The sequence below is a fragment of the Kitasatospora sp. NPDC036755 genome (genome assembly GCF_040636595.1).
Taxonomy (GTDB): Bacteria; Actinomycetota; Actinomycetes; order Streptomycetales; family Streptomycetaceae; genus Kitasatospora.
Genome location: NZ_JBEZUT010000053.1, coordinates 1 through 14497, shown reverse-complemented (window position 1 = coordinate 14497; position 14497 = coordinate 1). Strand labels below are relative to the sequence as shown.

The window sequence follows — 14497 nt, the reverse complement described above, 5'->3', positions numbered from 1 at the left end:
CGTGCGACGATGTCGGTAGGAATCGACTGGCCAACGAGCAGTCGCCTTACCTGCTCCAGCACGCCCCCAATCCGGTGGATTGGCGGCCACGGGGAGAGGAGGCGATCAATGAAGCGAAGCGGCGGGACGTCCCCATCATGTTGTCGGTGGGGTATGCGTCCTGCCACTTATGCTTCTGGTAATTCATTGGTGCCACGTGATGGCGCACAAGTCCTTGATGGCGAGGGCCTGGCCCAGTACCTGAACGAGCGGCTCGTCTCGGTGAAGGTGGACCGGGAGGAGCGGCCGGATGCGGTGATGACGACCGCCGGGTGGGCAATAACGGCCCAGTGCCCGCAGCGAGTGGCCGACAGCGAGAGACCCGGCGAACCCCCTCGGGGAGCCTCGGATTCCTACTCGGTAACTTCGCGCCCGGAGCGCGGGTTGACCCCCACGCTGAACCCCGGCTTCGACAGTTGGCGGGCACACGTCCGGGTCTGATGGGGTGTTATCGCCGATGAACGGCCTGCGAGTGGTCTAGAGCACTTGGCTGGGCGGACATGCGCAATCCCGGTCTTCGGCGCCGGTGACGTCGGTGGATGCGGCATTCTGCGCGCATGTACGTGCGGAAGATTCAGCGCCGGAACAAGGACGGTAGCGTGGTCCGCTACGTGCAGTTGGCCACCAACTACCGGTCGGACGGCACCACGAAGGCCGAGGTCCTGCTTAACCTGGGCCGCGAGGACCGGCTCGACCTGGACTCCCTGCGCCGGCTGGTCGCCTTCCTCAACCGCTACCTCGGCGCTGGCGACCAGGACGCCGCCGCGCCGCTCGCCATGGGAGAGGACGGCTCGCTGCAGGTGGCCGCGTCCCGGGCGATCGGCGCGACCTGGCTGCTGGACAGGCTGTGGAAGCTGTTGGGCATCGACACGGCCCTGGGCGAGGTGCTGGACACACGCCGGTTTCGCACCGACCTGGAACGCGCGCTGTTCGCGCTGGTCGCCAACCGCGCCATCGCCCCGACTCCAAGCGGGCCGCCGTCGACTGGGCGTCCTCGGACGTGGTGATCCCCGGGGCCGGCGAAGTGGCCGAGCAGCACGCCTACCGGGCCATGGACCTGCTCGTCGACGAGAACACGCAGGCCGCGGTCCAGGAGGCGGTGTCCTTCGCCGCCGCGAACCTGCTCGACCTGGAGGTCGACGTCGTCTTCTCCGACACCACCAGCACCTACTTCGAACGCGACACCCCTGACAGCGACGGGTCGCTCCGCCGGTTCGGACACTCCAAGGACCACCGCCCCGACCTACCGCAGATCGTCATCTGCCTGGCGGTCACCCACGAGGGCATCCCGGTCCGCTGCTGGGTCTGGCCCGGTTCGACCAACGACCAGACCGTCATCGAGCAGGTCCGCGCCGACCTACGCGCCTGGCGCCTGGGCCGGGTGGTCACCGTGGTCGACTCCGGCTTCAGCTCCGAGGCGAACCTGGCCTGCCTGACCCGCGCCGGCGGCCACTACATCGCCGGGATGAAGATGCGCGACGGCTCCGCCAAGGCCCCCGAAGCCCTTGCCCGCCAGGGGCGCTACCAGATGGTCCGCGACAACCTGCGCGTCAAGGAAGTCCGCCTGGCCAGCGACCCAGGCCGCCGTTGGATCATCTGCCACAACCCGGCCGAAGCCGGACGCGACGCCACCCGCAGATCAGAGCAACTCGCCGCCATCGAAGACGAGTTGGAACGGATCAAGACCGCCCGCGAGCAGGACGCCAGCAGAGCCCGCACCCGCGCGGCCAAGGCCGGCCTCAAACGCGCTCCGAAACCCTCCGACGCGGTGCACCGAAAGGCCGAGTGCGTCCTTCGCGACCACCCCAGTCTGGGCCGCTGGCTCAAGCAGCATCCCGCAACCGGACGGCTCTCCGCACCATGAAGAACACCCTCAACCTGCGACCCGTCTATCACCGCGTCGACGAACGCATCCGCGCCCACGTGCTGTTGTGCTGGCTCTCCCTGCTGCTGATCCGCGTCGCCGAACGCCGCACCAACACCACCTGGCGCACCGTCAGGAACGAATTCCCCCGCCTGCACCAAGTCACCCTCACCGGACCCACTGGCGCTCTCCGCCGGCTCACCGAGCCCACAGACCTACAGACGCAGGTCCTCAAGGACGGCGGCATCCCGACGCCGCCAAAGATGGACGGCCTGGAACCCGCGGTCACGCGCTGACCAGGCCAAACATCCTCCGGGAGCGCGGGCACACGCCCCCTCACTCCCGCACTGCCCAAACGCCAGCTCAGAGCCGTGATCACGGGCACTTACATGCCCACCAACTGTCGAACTCGGGTGAACGCTGACATCCTCTCCCCGCCCCACCTGCTGCCCACCGACGGCACCTACTACGCATGAACGCCGAGCAGCTGACCGCCACCCTGAGGGCACCCATCATCGTCACTCGGAGCAGCTATCGCGCCAGCACTCCAACAGGCGCCTCAGCGACACGCGGATCGCCACAGCACTGACGAGACGCAGCAGAGCGCGAGGACTCCAGTGCCACTTCTGGGCACAGCGACCGGGCTCGCTTCTGGCGGCAGCACGCGCGGATTCACTGGCCATGATCGACTCTGATGTGTGCCGAATGTGTGCCGACACCGGCAGGGCAGATCTGAGGCGCCGCTGAACTGCAGAAATGCCGTTGACCCAAACGGGTGAGCCTCCGCCCGCATAGGCGGGGGTCGTTCCAGTTGCTCTCCGTGCATCAAGACATGCCCCGACCTGCAGTTTCATGGGAAATCTAGCCCGAAGAGCGCGTTGAGCACCGGACCGTGGGCGCAGGCTCATCAGGCGGACAAAATGCGCCGCACGTGCCCCGACCTGCAACTTTGCGAATGGGGCCCAGAGGCCCCGAGGGACGGGTCGCGCGACAGAGGGACAAAATACGCGTCCCGATTGTCCATTTCACCTCGAAAAAATGTCCGTTTTGGAGCCCCCTGTCGGGTTCGAACCGACGACCCCCGCTTTACAAGAGCGGTGCTCTGGCCAGCTGAGCTAAGGAGGCACGGTGGCCGTCCGCGACGGGTCGCGGCGGCACCGGGGGGCAGTCTACCGGGCCCGGGTGAGGGGATGGGGGGATATCCGGGGGTTGGTGGGATGGGTGGGCGTGATGGAACCGATGCCGAAATCGAGTGGGGCGGGGGCTGACAAGCGGCGGAAGCGCAGGTAGCGTCGCCGGGAGTCGGTTCGCGCAGTGGTTCAGACCACTGGTGGGCCGGCGGAGCACAACAGACCCCCTTTACTCGGATCGTCCGGCACGTTCCTGCCGGTGAAGGAGAACAACGAACATGGCTTCTGTCACGTACGACCAGGCGACCCGTGTCTACCCCGGGGCGGACAAGCCCTCGGTGGACGCGCTGGACCTGGACATCGCGGACGGCGAGTTCCTCGTGCTGGTCGGCCCCTCGGGCTGCGGCAAGTCGACCAGCCTGCGCATGCTGGCCGGCCTGGAGGACGTCAACTCCGGTGCGATCCGGATCGGTGACCGCGACGTCACCCACCTGCCGCCGAAGGACCGGGACATCGCCATGGTGTTCCAGAACTACGCGCTCTACCCGCACATGACCGTCGCCGACAACATGGGCTTCGCGCTCCGGATCGCCGGCGTGAACAAGACGGAGATCCGCACCAAGGTCGAGGAGGCGGCGAAGATCCTCGACCTCACCGAGCTGCTGGACCGCAAGCCGAAGGCGCTCTCCGGCGGTCAGCGCCAGCGCGTCGCGATGGGCCGCGCGATCGTCCGCCAGCCGCAGGTCTTCCTGATGGACGAGCCGCTGTCGAACCTGGACGCCAAGCTCCGCGTCTCGACCCGCACCCAGATCGCCGGCCTGCAGCGCCGCCTGGGCATCACCACGGTCTACGTGACCCACGACCAGACCGAGGCGCTCACCATGGGCGACCGGGTCGCGGTGCTCAAGGACGGTCTGCTCCAGCAGGTCGACACCCCGCGCAACATGTACGACAAGCCCGCCAACCTGTTCGTCGCCGGCTTCATCGGCTCGCCGGCCATGAACCTGGTCAAGGTGCCGCTGGTGGACGGCGGCGTGAAGTTCGGCGGCTCGGTCGTCAACATCTCCCGCGAGAACCTGGCCGGCGCCGGCACCGACAAGACGGTGACCGTCGGCATCCGCCCCGAGCACTTCGAGATCGTCCCGTCGGGCGGCATCGAGGGCGTCGCGGTGACGGTCAACGTGGTCGAGGAGCTCGGCTCGGACGGCTTCGTCTACGGCACCACCCAGATCGGCGGCGAGGACCACGACCTGGTCGTCCGCGTGCCCGGCCGTCAGATCCCGGCCCGCGGCGAGACCGTCCACGTCGTGCCGATCGCCAACGAGACCCACGTCTTCTCCACCAGCTCCGGCCTGCGCCTGAGCAACTGACGCGACCTCCGCACGACACCGGAGCCCGTCGGACCCTCGCGGTCCGGCGGGCTCCGGCCGTTTCCGGTCGGCGTCCGTGGACATCGGCCATGGACGTCGGCCGTGGACGGTCGGCCGGCCGGCTTCCCCCGCGGGCTCCGGCCGCCCCGCGTCAACACGGCGGGGGGACGAACCCGGACACCGTGTCACTCGATGGGGTAACGGAGGGCGATACGGCCCGCACGCACCGCTACTCTCCTGAGGGTGAAGCAGCTGTTGCGCCGTATCGGCCAGACCGTCGCCCTGACCCTGCCGGTCGTCCTGGTGACCACCGGCACCCTCGCCGTGACCCGGGTCCCGTGGGCCCCACCGACCGGGCTCGACCAGCAGGTCGTGGCGGCGTCCAGCGGCGACGGCGCCGGGATCGGGCGCTCCAACAACGCGGCCGGTGCCGCGGCCAAGGCCTCGGACGGGCTCGCTCCGCAGGAGTCGCTGCGGGTGGCGCTGCTGGACGAGCTGCGCGCGAAGAACCCTTCCGCCGCGCTGGACCTGCTGGAGCGCTCGATGCGCGAGCAGCCGTCGCTGACGCCGTACTGCACCTCGCTGTCCACCGAGCTGGGCAAGGCGGCGGTCCGCAAGTACCAGGGCGACGTCCAGCGGGCGCGTTCCTTCGCCCGTCCGGTCTGCGACGGGTCGTTCGCGGCCGGCGTCGTCGGCTGAGGACGCCGGAGAGCCGCGGACGCCAGAGAGCCGCGGACGCCGTAGAACCGCGGACGCCGGAAGGCCGGGGAAGCCGGCCGGCCGAGGAACCCGAGCCCTGAGGCGGCGGACGCCCCGCGTCCCCCGCCTTAGGGTTCAGCCATGACCGCAGACTCCGGCGCCACCGCCGACCTCCCGTCCGCCCAGCACCCGCGCCCCCGGCCGACCACGACGCCCGTCACCCAGGCCGTCATCCTGGCCGGCGGCCAGGGCTCCCGGCTGCGCCCGTACACGGACGACCGCCCGAAGCCGCTGGTCGAGATCCCCGGGACGGGCACGCCGATCGTCGGCCACCAGCTGGCCTGGCTGGCCGAGGAGGGCGTCACCGACGTCGTGATCTCCTGCGGGCACCTCGCCGACGTCCTGGAGGAGTGGCTGGACAAGGCGGACCTGCCGCTGCGGGTGCGCACGGTGGTCGAGGCGGAGCCGCTCGGGCGCGGCGGCGGGCTCAAGTACGCGGCCAAGGCCCTGCCCCGCCCGGAGGAGCCCTGGTACGCCACCAACGGCGACATCTGGACCCGCTTCAGCCTGCGCGAGATGGCCGCCTTCCACCACGAGCGGGACGCCGTCGCGACGCTCGCCCTGGCCCGGCCGCGGATCCCCTGGGGCGCGGTGGAGACCGACCAGTTCGGCAACGTGCTGGACTTCATCGAGGCCCCGCCCTCGCCGTTCCTGATCAACGCGGGCCTGTACGTGTTCAGCCCGGAGTTCGCCGAGCTGCTGCCGGACGTGGGCGACCACGAGCGCACCACCTTCCCCCAACTCGCCCGCGGCAAGCGGCTGGCGGGCTACCAGCTGCCGCAGGGCGTGTACTGGCGGGCGATCGACACCGCCAAGGACCTCACCGAGGCGGCCAAGGAGCTCGCCTCCGGCGCGGGCCGGGCGCCCCGCTGAGCCGCCCGGCGCGAGCGACACCGCCCGAGAGCGCCCCTGCCCCCGAGCGCCCCTGCCCGCGAGCGACACCGCCCCTGAGCGGCACGCCCCCGGAGCGAACCGCCCGCTCCCACGGCCGCAGTACCGCCCGCGGACGCACGTCGGCCGGGCGCTCCCCCACGGAGCGCCCGGCCGATCGCCGTCACGGGGGCCTCAGGTCGCGGTAGGCGCCCCCGGGTGGGAGGCCGCCCGGCCGCCGGACAGGTCGGACAGCGGTGCGCTGCCCAGCACCCCGCCGAGCAGCCCGCCGGAGCTGGGGCTGGACTTGGACGCCGGCCCCGCGCCGCCGGCACCCGGGGTGCTGCGCGACGCGGGAGCGGTGCCGCCCGAACCGCCGGCGGGGGCGGACGCGGCCGGGGAGGAGCCCGACCCGGCCTCCGGCTTACCCGAGTGCCCCTTGCCGCTCGGCGTCGGGGTGGCGGGCTTGGAGGGTGTGGCGGCCGGCGGGGTGGTCGCGCTCGGTGTCGGGGTGGCCGGGCGCGGGGCGGCGGGCGGGGGCGTGGTGGACGTGCCCTTGCCGCCGGGGGCTCCGGAGGCTCCGGACGGGCCGCCGGACGGCCAGACCGGGGTGCCGTAGTCGGTGGCCGGACGGTCCGGTGCCTGGTGTGCCCGGGCGCCGGTGCGGACGGCGGCGCCGAGCATCGAGCCGAGCAGCAGGGTCAGGCCGACCACGACCGTGGTGACGACGGTGCCGCGGCGCAGCACCCGGCGGCGCAGCGCCCCGGACGCGTCCGCGCCGTACCGGCGCCAGGCCTCCAGGCTGAGCCGTCCGTCCAGTGAGGCGAACGGTGCCCCGGCGATCAGCAGCGGGCTCCACGCCGCGAGGAAGATCAGGTCCGGGGTGTCGTAGACCGGGACGGCCCGCCAGCTGACGGTGAACAGCAGCGCGGCGGAGAGCGCCATCGCCGCACCGGCGGCGAGCCGCTGCCAGAGGCCGAGGACGGTCAGCACGCCGACCACGATCTGGGTGAACGACACCACCAGGCCGGCGCCCACCGGGTGCGCCATGGCGAACGCCAGCAGCGGTTCGGCGACCTTCCAGGGGTGCAGCGAGGAGAGCCAGCGCATCATCGAGCCGCGCTCGCCGCCGTCGAAGTACACCGGGTCGCAGAGCTTGCTGAACCCGGCGTAGACGGACAGCGCGCCGAGGACGGCGCGCAGCGGCAGCAGCACCAGGCCGAGGTCGACGCGGCGGCCGGGGTACCAGGGCTGCTTGCCCGCGGCGTCGACGGCGGAGACCTCGGGCAGTTCGCCGCTCGGGGTCCAGCCGTGCGGCTCGCCGACCGGCCCGACGCCCGCGTCGGTGGCGGTGCCGGTGCCCTCGCGCGGCTGGCGCGGGAGGGTCCGGACGCCCGCGAGGGAGGGGAGCAGCTGGGTGTCGGGCTCGACCAGGCGGACGCCGCCGGCGGGGGTGCCGCCGAGGCGCACCGCTTCCAGCAGCTGGGTGGCCGCGAGGTCGCCGGGGGGCGCCTGGCCGGTCCAGGTGACGGCGGTGACCCGGCCCTTGCGGCGCGGCGCGCCACCGACCCCGGCCCCGGCCAGCGCGGGGACGGCGGAGGCGGCCACGACGACCTGCGGGGTGACCAGCGGACGGCGGATCAGGCCCTGGTTGGCGTACGGGTCGCCGAACGCGGCACCGGTGGACAGCAGTCCGGGCGGGGCGTCGATCAGCGGCGCCACCGGGGCGCCGAGCCGGAGCCGGAAGCTCGCCTGGGTGCTGCTGAGCCGCGAAGGGTCCGACTCCACCTTGACGGTGTTGAGGCCGGGGCCCGCGTCTATCCCGGTGCTGCCGTCGCCGAACAGGGGGCGCCGAGGTGTTCTGGTGTCCACGCCCGTCTAACCGGGTGACGGCCGCTTAGGACACTCTCCCGGGTGGAGGTCCGACGCACACTTGAAATGATCATGAAAAAAGCGATCGGGCCCGATCGGGCCCGATCGCCTTCACTCGCGTTGCGGGGAATTCGGAAGATCGCCTGCGCTCCGCACCCCCGCCGTGCTCAGCGCCGGACGCCCGGATTCAGCGTCGGACGCCCGAGCTCAGCACCCGGCGCCCGAGCTCAGCCCCGGACGCCCGCGCTCAGCGTCGGACGCCCGGATTCAGCACTCGGCGCCCGTGCTCAGCGCTTGGCGCGCAGCCGCGCGGCCTCGTACAGCACGATGCCCGCCGCGACACCGGCGTTCAGCGACTCGGTCAGGCCGGACATCGGGATCCGGACCCGCATGTCGCAGGTCTCCGAGACCAGCCGGGACAGGCCCTTGCCCTCGCTGCCCGCGACGATCACGACCGGACCGGTCAGCAGGTCCAGGTCGCCGATCTCGGCCTCGCCGTCGGCGGCCAGGCCGACGACCATCAGGCCGGCCTTCTGGTAGGCCTCCAGGGTGCGGGTCATGTTGGTGGCCCGGGCGACGGGCAGCCGGGCCGCGGCGCCGGAGGAGGTCTTCCAGGCGCCGGCGGTCATGCCGGCCGCGCGGCGCTCGGGGATGACCACGCCGTGCGCGCCGAAGGCGGCGGCCGAGCGGACGACGGCGCCCAGGTTGCGCGAGTCGGTCACGCCGTCCAGCGCGATGATCAGCGCGTCCTGGCCGGCGTCGGCGGCGTCCGCCAGCAGGTCGTCGGGGTGCGCGTACTCGTACGGCGGCACCTGGAGCACCAGGCCCTGGTGGTTCATCCCGCCGGTCATCTGGTCCAGCTGGGGCCGCGGGGCTTCCATCAGCGGGATGCCGCGGTCGTTGGCGGCCTGGAAGGCGTCGCGGACCCGGTCGTCGGTGTCGATGAACTGCTGGACGTACAGCGCGTTGGCCGGCACGTCGCCCTGCAGGGCCTCGACCACCGAGTTGCGGCCGAAGACCAGCTCGGCGCTGCCCGCGCCGCCGCGACCGCCGCGACCGCCGCCGCCGGCCCGGCGCATGCCGGCCCGGGCCTTGGCGTCCCGCTCGCGCTTGACCGCGGCGTTGGCGGCCCGCTGCTTGGGGTGGCCCTTGCGCTCCTCGCCGGGCGGGGTCGGGCCCTTGCCCTGCAGGGCCTTCCGGCTGTGCCCGCCGGTACCGACAGACGCGCCCTTCTTCGATCCGGGGTTGCGGCGGTTCCTGCGCTGGCTGTTGCCGGCCATGGCTGTACTTCCTGTCTGTCCGGCATGCCCCGACCGCCCCGGTCTGCCCGGTGGCGGTCGACGGCATGCGCTACGTCATGCGGGAGGGCCGCACCGGTCCGGTACGGCCCACCCATCACCCCGATCGTCGGATGGGGTTACTGGCTGTTGATCGTCCAGCGCGGGCCGGACGGGGTGTCCTCGATCGCCAGCCCGGCCAGGCCGAGCTGGTCGCGGATGGCATCCGCGGTGGCGAAGTCCTTGCGCTCGCGCGCCGCCTGCCGCTGGTCCAGGACCAGACGGACCAGCGAGTCGACCACGCCGTGGAGGTCCTCACCGCGCTCCGCCCCGGCCCAGTGCCGGTCGAGCGGGTCGAGGCCCAGTACACCGAGCATCGCACGGACCTCGGCGAGTCGCGCCACCACGCTCTCCTTGTCGTCCGCGTTCAGGGCGCTGTTGCCCTGGCGGACGGCGGTGTGCACGACGGCCAGCGCCTGCGGCACGCCGAAGTCGTCGTCCATCGCCTCGGCGAAGGCCGGCGGCACCTCGGGCGCCGCGTCGACCGTGCCGCAGCGCTCCACGGCGCGCTGGACGAAGCCCTCGATCCGGCCGAAGCCGGCCTCGGCCTCGCGCAGCGACTCCTCGCTGTACTCGATCATCGAGCGGTAGTGCGGGCCCGCGAGGTAGTAGCGGAGCACGATCGGCCGCCACGCCCGGACCATCTCGGAGACCAGCACCGAGTTGCCCAGCGACTTGCTCATCTTCTCGCCGGCCATGGTGACCCAGGCGTTGTGCACCCAGAAGCCGGCGAAGTCGTCACCGTAGGCCTTGGACTGGGCGATCTCGTTCTCGTGGTGCGGGAAGATCAGGTCCAGCCCGCCGCCGTGGATGTCGAAGGCCTCGCCGAGGTACTTGTGGGCCATCGCGGAGCACTCCAGGTGCCAGCCGGGACGGCCGCGGCCCCACGGGGTGTCCCAGCTCGGCTCGCCCGGCTTGGCGGACTTCCACATCGCGAAGTCGCGCTGGTCCCGCTTGCCGGTCTCGCCCTCGCCCTCGGGCTGGCGTAGGTCGTCCAGCTTCTGGTTGGAGAGCGCCAGGTAGTCGGGGTACGACCGCACGTCGAAGTAGACGTTGCCGTCGGCCGCGTAGGCGTGGCCCTTCTCGATGAGCCCGCGCATCATCTCGATCATCTCGGGGATGTGCCCGGTGGCCCGCGGCTCGACGGTCGGCGGCAGGCAGCCCAGCGCGTCGTAGCCGGCGTTGAAGGCCCGCTCGTTCTCGTAGCCGATCTGCCACCACGGCGTGCCGAGCTCGCGCTCCTTGGTGATGATCTTGTCGTCGATGTCGGTGACGTTGCGGACGAAGGTCACCTGGTAGCCGCGGTAGGCGAACCACCGCTGCATGATGTCGAAGTTGAGCCCGGACCGGATGTGCCCGATGTGTGGCGCCGACTGGACGGTAGCGCCGCACAGGTAGATCGAGACACAACCCGGTACAAGCGGGACGAAGTCGCGTACCTGGCGGGTGCTGGTGTCGTACAGACGAATGCTCACAGCGTCCAGCGTAGTGGGCAGCGGGGGGTGCCCCGCCACATTCCCCGGGAGGACGGGGGCGTGGTCCCGGGGAAACGGCGGGGCGGGGTCGGGTGGATCAGATGGTGCCGACCACCTTGCGCGGGGAGATCCGGACGACCACCCGGACGTCGTCCGGGCCGTCGAAGCCGTAGTCCTTGCCCATGTACTTGTGGGACAGCTCGTCGATCAGCTCGCGCCCGCCCTCGGTGGTCAGCGTGGCCTCGCCGCGCGCCTCGAAGTACTCGTACGGGTTGTCCTGCGAGTTGATCACGAGCGACAGGCGCGGGTCCCTGACCAGGTTGAGGTGCTTGCGGCGGCCCTGGACAGTGGAGAACAGGATGTCGTCGCCGTCCCGCTTGACCCAGACCACCGAAGCCTGCGGGCTCCCGTCGGGCTGGATCGTGGAGACCACGGCGAAGCTCTTGCTGTCGAGCAGATTCTTGACCTTGTCGGCGAGTTCGACACCCATCGGAAACCTCTTCTCGTCGCGGCTCGCGGCCCGAGCGGAAGCCCCGCGCGGGCCCGGGTCGAACACTAGCGACCCGGGCCCCCGGAACACCGGGTGAACACCCGTCAGGTACGGGTTGTTCCCGCCCCCCGGCACGAGCGGCTCAACGCCGTTCGTACACCAGGGCGGTGGCGATCGCGGCCAGGCCCTCGGCCCGGCCGGTCAGCCCCAGACCGTCGGTCGTGGTGCCGGAGACGGCCACCGGGGCGCCGACCGCCTCGGACAGCGCGGCCTGCGCCTCGGCCCGCCGCTTGCCGATCTTCGGCCGCACACCGATCACCTGGACCGACACGTTGCCGATCTCGAAGCCCGCCGCGCGGACCAGCCGGGCCGCCTCGCCGAGCAGCTTCACCCCGGACGCGCCGGCCCACTCCGGGCGGTCGGTGCCGAAGTGGGCGCCCAGGTCGCCGATCCCGGCGGCCGAGAACAGCGCATCGCAGGCGGCGTGGGCGGCGACGTCGGCGTCCGAGTGCCCGGAGAGGCCGTCCCCGGCGTCCGGCCAGTCCAGCCCGGCCACCCGGAGCGGGCGGCCGGCCTCGAAGGCGTGCACGTCGGTGCCGATCCCGACGCGGGGGATCACCGGGATCACGGGGATCACCGGGGTCTGCGGGTCAGTAGGCATCGGCGGCCCTCCTGCGGGCGAGTACGGCCTCGGCGAGCACGAGGTCCAGCGGACGGGTGACCTTGAACGCCTCCTCGTGGCCGGGCACCACGACGACCCGACCGCCGTAGCGCTCGACCAGGCCGGCGTCGTCGGTGACCGGGGGCGCGTCGGCGGTGCCGGCGCTCTCCTCGGCCAGCGCCTTGGCGTGCACCTCGACCAGGGTGGCCCGGTCGAAGCCCTGCGGGGTCTGCACGGCGCGCAGGGTGGCGCGCTCGGGCGTGTCGAGCACCGGCTCGGGGCCGCCCGGGTTGGGTTCGACCCGCTTCACCGTGTCGGCCAGCGGCACCGCGGGCACCACGGCGTGCGCCCCGGCCCGGACGGCGGCCGCGACGGCGTCCACCACCTCGACCGGGACCAGCGGGCGGGCCGCGTCGTGCACCAGCACGATCCCGACCTCGTCCGGGATCGCGGCCAGGCCCAGCCGGACCGACTCCTGGCGGGTCGCCCCGCCGGCCACCACCCGGATGTCCTTGTCGTCCAGCCCGTGGCTGTCCAGCAGGGCGACCACCTCGGCCACCCCGTCGGCGGGGGCGGCGACCACGACCAGGCCGACCGCCCGGCTGCGGGCCAGGGCCCGGACGGCGTGCACCAGGAGCGGCACGCCCCCCAGTTCCCGCAGGGCCTTCGGGGCCCCGGGCCCCAGCCGCTCACCCCGTCCGGCGGCGGGCACCACTGCTGCTGCGACTGCTCCTGACGCGTTCAGGTTTCACTCCTTCGGCGAAGTGGGTATGGCCATGGCGTGCCCGGCGGGCGCACCGGGCCCCTTCCGAAGAACCACGGTCCACCGCCCGCCGCACAGCTCCGCAAGCTCCGCGCAACAGCGGGCGCAGAAACGGTCTTGCAAGCCTGGGCCGGCTCGGGCGGGTGGCGTGGTCCGGACATGCCTCAGCGCCCGAAGTGCCACTGCACCACTCCCGGACGGTTCGTCCGAGAAGTGGTGCGCCGGCACCGGGCGCTGTGAGCGTTGGGCGGCAGCCCGACCGCACGAGCGGTGACGTGCTACGAGGCGAGGACCTCGTCGAGCAGCGTCTCCGCCTTGTCCTCGTTGGTGTTCTCCGCCAGCGCGAGCTCGCTGACGAGGATCTGGCGCGCCTTCGCGAGCATCCGCTTCTCGCCGGCCGAGAGGCCGCGCTCGCGCTCGCGGCGCCACAGGTCGCGGACGACCTCGGCGACCTTGATGACGTCGCCCGAGGCGAGCTTCTCCAGGTTCGCCTTGTAGCGACGGGACCAGTTGGTCGGCTCTTCCGTGTACGGTGCCCGCAGCACCTCGAAGACCCGGTCCAGACCCTCCTGGCCGACCACATCGCGCACGCCGACGAACTCCGCGTTCTCGGCGGGCACGCGGAGCGTCAGGTCTCCCTGCTGCACCTTGAGCACCAGGTAGGTCTTGTCCACACCTTTGATCTGGCGAGTTTCGATGGCCTCGATCAGCGCGGCCCCGTGATGGGGGTAGACCACCGTGTCGCCAACCTTGAACGTCATGTGACAGGACCCCTTCCGTGGCTTTCCAGAATAACACGGTTCGCGGCGCACCCGAAGGGCGTTTTCGCAGGTCAGGGCCGGTCTCGGGGCTTGACAAGGACCCCCATGACGTGCTGCGACCGATGTTCGAGAGGGGCTTCCCGCAGGTCGGAGGCGGTTCCGGGGTTCGACGAAACCCTTGCGCAACACCCCCGCAACCATGATTGGATCTTGAGCTTTCACCCCTTTTCCGGTCGCGACCCAATCGTTATTCGATCTTGGTCGAACCTTGTCCTCCGCGTGACCCGGACATGCCGAACGTACCGCCGGACGGCCCCCGCAGGCCCCCGGGAGTGCGACACGGGGACCACCCCGTGAGGAGCGCATAAGCGAGGTCGATAATCTGAGACCTGACCTTCCGACACGTGACCTAGGAGAAGCCGCCGCCGTGAGCCGCAGCCTTCGACGCGGCAGCATCGCCGCCATCGCCGCCATCGCCATCGCCTCGCTGTCCTCCTGCGCCGCCGGCAACACGCCGGACACCCTGCAGATCAAGCCGGACAACGCGGCGGCGACCCTCGGAACGAACCTCCGGCTGAACAACATCGTGGTCGTCACGGCGGAGGGCGCCTCCGGCGACCACACCGGCCCCGCGAACGTGGTCGTCAACATCGCGAACACCGCGACCACCCCGGCCGAGCTCCAGTCCGTCACCGTCGGCGGTGCCGCTGCCACCTTCGCGGACGCCGCCGGCGCTCCGCTGTCCGAGATCGTCGTCCCGGCCGGTGGCTCGGTGGTGATCGGCGGCCAGGGCAACCCGTCCGCCACCGCCGCCTCCGCGACCGTCCACGTCGGCGGCTTCGCCCCGACCGTCTTCACCTTCAAGGACGGCCAGAAGGTCGAGGCCCAGGCCGCCGTGAGCCCCGACTCGGGCGAGCACGGCCGCGGCCTCTACCAGGGCTTCGGGCCGACCCCGTCGCCGACCGCCACCCCCGCCAAGACCGCCACGCCCGGTGCCACCGCCCCGTCCGCCGGCGCCACCACCCCGGGCGCGCCGACCCCCGGTGCCGCCGTCCCGGCCGGCACCACCACCGCCCCGGGCGTCCCGGCCGCGCACTGACGCAGAA

Annotated in this window: 14 protein-coding genes, 1 tRNA gene and 1 pseudogene; 8 read left to right on the top strand and 8 right to left on the bottom strand. The window is 72.0% G+C overall.

Annotated features, from left to right (window positions below):
* Positions 1-50: 50 nt before the first annotated feature.
* The 4 genes and pseudogenes from AB0E96_RS11025 to AB0E96_RS11010 all read left to right on the top strand — a co-directional run.
* A pseudogene (locus AB0E96_RS11025) lies at positions 51-297 on the top strand (DUF255 domain-containing protein); the annotation flags it as partial.
* A 341-nt stretch (positions 298-638) separates the two neighbouring features.
* The gene (locus AB0E96_RS11020; RefSeq protein WP_359821266.1) at positions 639-1046 is read left to right on the top strand and encodes a hypothetical protein; all 408 of its coding nucleotides are present in this window, start codon (positions 639-641) and stop codon (positions 1044-1046) included.
* Positions 1040-1903, top strand: a complete 864-nt coding sequence (locus tag AB0E96_RS11015) for an IS1634 family transposase (RefSeq protein WP_359821263.1) — start codon at positions 1040-1042, stop codon at positions 1901-1903. The genes AB0E96_RS11020 and AB0E96_RS11015 overlap by 7 nt, the downstream gene beginning before the upstream one ends.
* Positions 1900-2199: a hypothetical protein gene (locus AB0E96_RS11010; protein ID WP_359821260.1), complete on the top strand. Its 300-nt coding sequence runs from the start codon at positions 1900-1902 to the stop codon at positions 2197-2199. The genes AB0E96_RS11015 and AB0E96_RS11010 overlap by 4 nt, the downstream gene beginning before the upstream one ends.
* Before the next feature lie 752 nt (positions 2200-2951).
* On the opposite strand, the gene AB0E96_RS11005 is transcribed toward AB0E96_RS11010, so the two are convergent.
* A tRNA-Thr gene (locus AB0E96_RS11005) sits at positions 2952-3028 on the bottom strand.
* Positions 3029-3311: 283 nt separating this feature from the next.
* Here AB0E96_RS11005 and ugpC point away from each other — a divergent pair.
* The 3 genes from ugpC to AB0E96_RS10990 all read left to right on the top strand — a co-directional run bounded on the left by ugpC (position 3312) and on the right by AB0E96_RS10990 (position 6035).
* Positions 3312-4403, top strand: coding sequence for a sn-glycerol-3-phosphate ABC transporter ATP-binding protein UgpC (gene ugpC, locus AB0E96_RS11000; RefSeq protein ID WP_359821258.1), 1092 nt, complete (start codon positions 3312-3314; stop codon positions 4401-4403).
* Positions 4404-4646: 243 nt separating this feature from the next.
* On the top strand, positions 4647-5102 hold the full coding sequence (locus AB0E96_RS10995; protein WP_359821256.1) for a hypothetical protein: 456 nt from the start codon (positions 4647-4649) through the stop codon (positions 5100-5102).
* Positions 5103-5243: 141 nt separating this feature from the next.
* Positions 5244-6035 carry a nucleotidyltransferase family protein gene (locus AB0E96_RS10990; protein ID WP_359821254.1) on the top strand — a complete coding sequence of 264 codons (792 nt, stop codon included), beginning with the start codon at positions 5244-5246 and terminating at the stop codon, positions 6033-6035.
* A 192-nt stretch (positions 6036-6227) separates the two neighbouring features.
* Here AB0E96_RS10990 and AB0E96_RS10985 read toward each other — a convergent pair whose 3' ends face one another.
* From AB0E96_RS10985 to AB0E96_RS10955, 7 genes are all read right to left on the bottom strand, one after another.
* On the bottom strand, positions 6228-7904 hold the full coding sequence (locus AB0E96_RS10985; protein WP_359821252.1) for a DoxX family membrane protein: 1677 nt from the start codon (positions 7902-7904) through the stop codon (positions 6228-6230).
* 287 nt (positions 7905-8191) lie between these two features.
* Positions 8192-9184, bottom strand: coding sequence for a 23S rRNA (guanosine(2251)-2'-O)-methyltransferase RlmB (rlmB, locus tag AB0E96_RS10980; RefSeq protein ID WP_359821249.1), 993 nt, complete (start codon positions 9182-9184; stop codon positions 8192-8194).
* A 137-nt stretch (positions 9185-9321) separates the two neighbouring features.
* On the bottom strand, positions 9322-10716 hold the full coding sequence (cysS, locus tag AB0E96_RS10975; RefSeq protein ID WP_359821246.1) for a cysteine--tRNA ligase: 1395 nt from the start codon (positions 10714-10716) through the stop codon (positions 9322-9324).
* Between the two features lie 97 nt (positions 10717-10813).
* Positions 10814-11206 (bottom strand): PPOX class F420-dependent oxidoreductase, encoded by a 393-nt coding sequence (locus AB0E96_RS10970; RefSeq protein ID WP_359821245.1) that lies wholly within the window; start codon positions 11204-11206, stop codon positions 10814-10816.
* A 142-nt stretch (positions 11207-11348) separates the two neighbouring features.
* Complete coding sequence (ispF, locus tag AB0E96_RS10965; protein WP_359821242.1) at positions 11349-11867, bottom strand: 2-C-methyl-D-erythritol 2,4-cyclodiphosphate synthase; 519 nt, start codon at positions 11865-11867, stop codon at positions 11349-11351.
* Complete coding sequence (gene ispD, locus AB0E96_RS10960) at positions 11857-12612, bottom strand: 2-C-methyl-D-erythritol 4-phosphate cytidylyltransferase (RefSeq protein ID WP_359821312.1); 756 nt, start codon at positions 12610-12612, stop codon at positions 11857-11859. Before ispD ends, ispF begins: the two co-directional genes overlap by 11 nt.
* 296 nt (positions 12613-12908) lie before the next feature.
* A complete protein-coding gene (locus AB0E96_RS10955; protein ID WP_014136563.1) occupies positions 12909-13391 on the bottom strand; it encodes a CarD family transcriptional regulator in 483 nt (160 codons plus the stop codon).
* Between the two features lie 427 nt (positions 13392-13818).
* Here AB0E96_RS10955 and AB0E96_RS10950 point away from each other — a divergent pair, with 427 nt between their 5' ends.
* Positions 13819-14490, top strand: a complete 672-nt coding sequence (locus AB0E96_RS10950; RefSeq protein WP_359821240.1) for a DUF461 domain-containing protein — start codon at positions 13819-13821, stop codon at positions 14488-14490.
* The last annotated feature ends 7 nt before the right edge of the window (positions 14491-14497 follow it).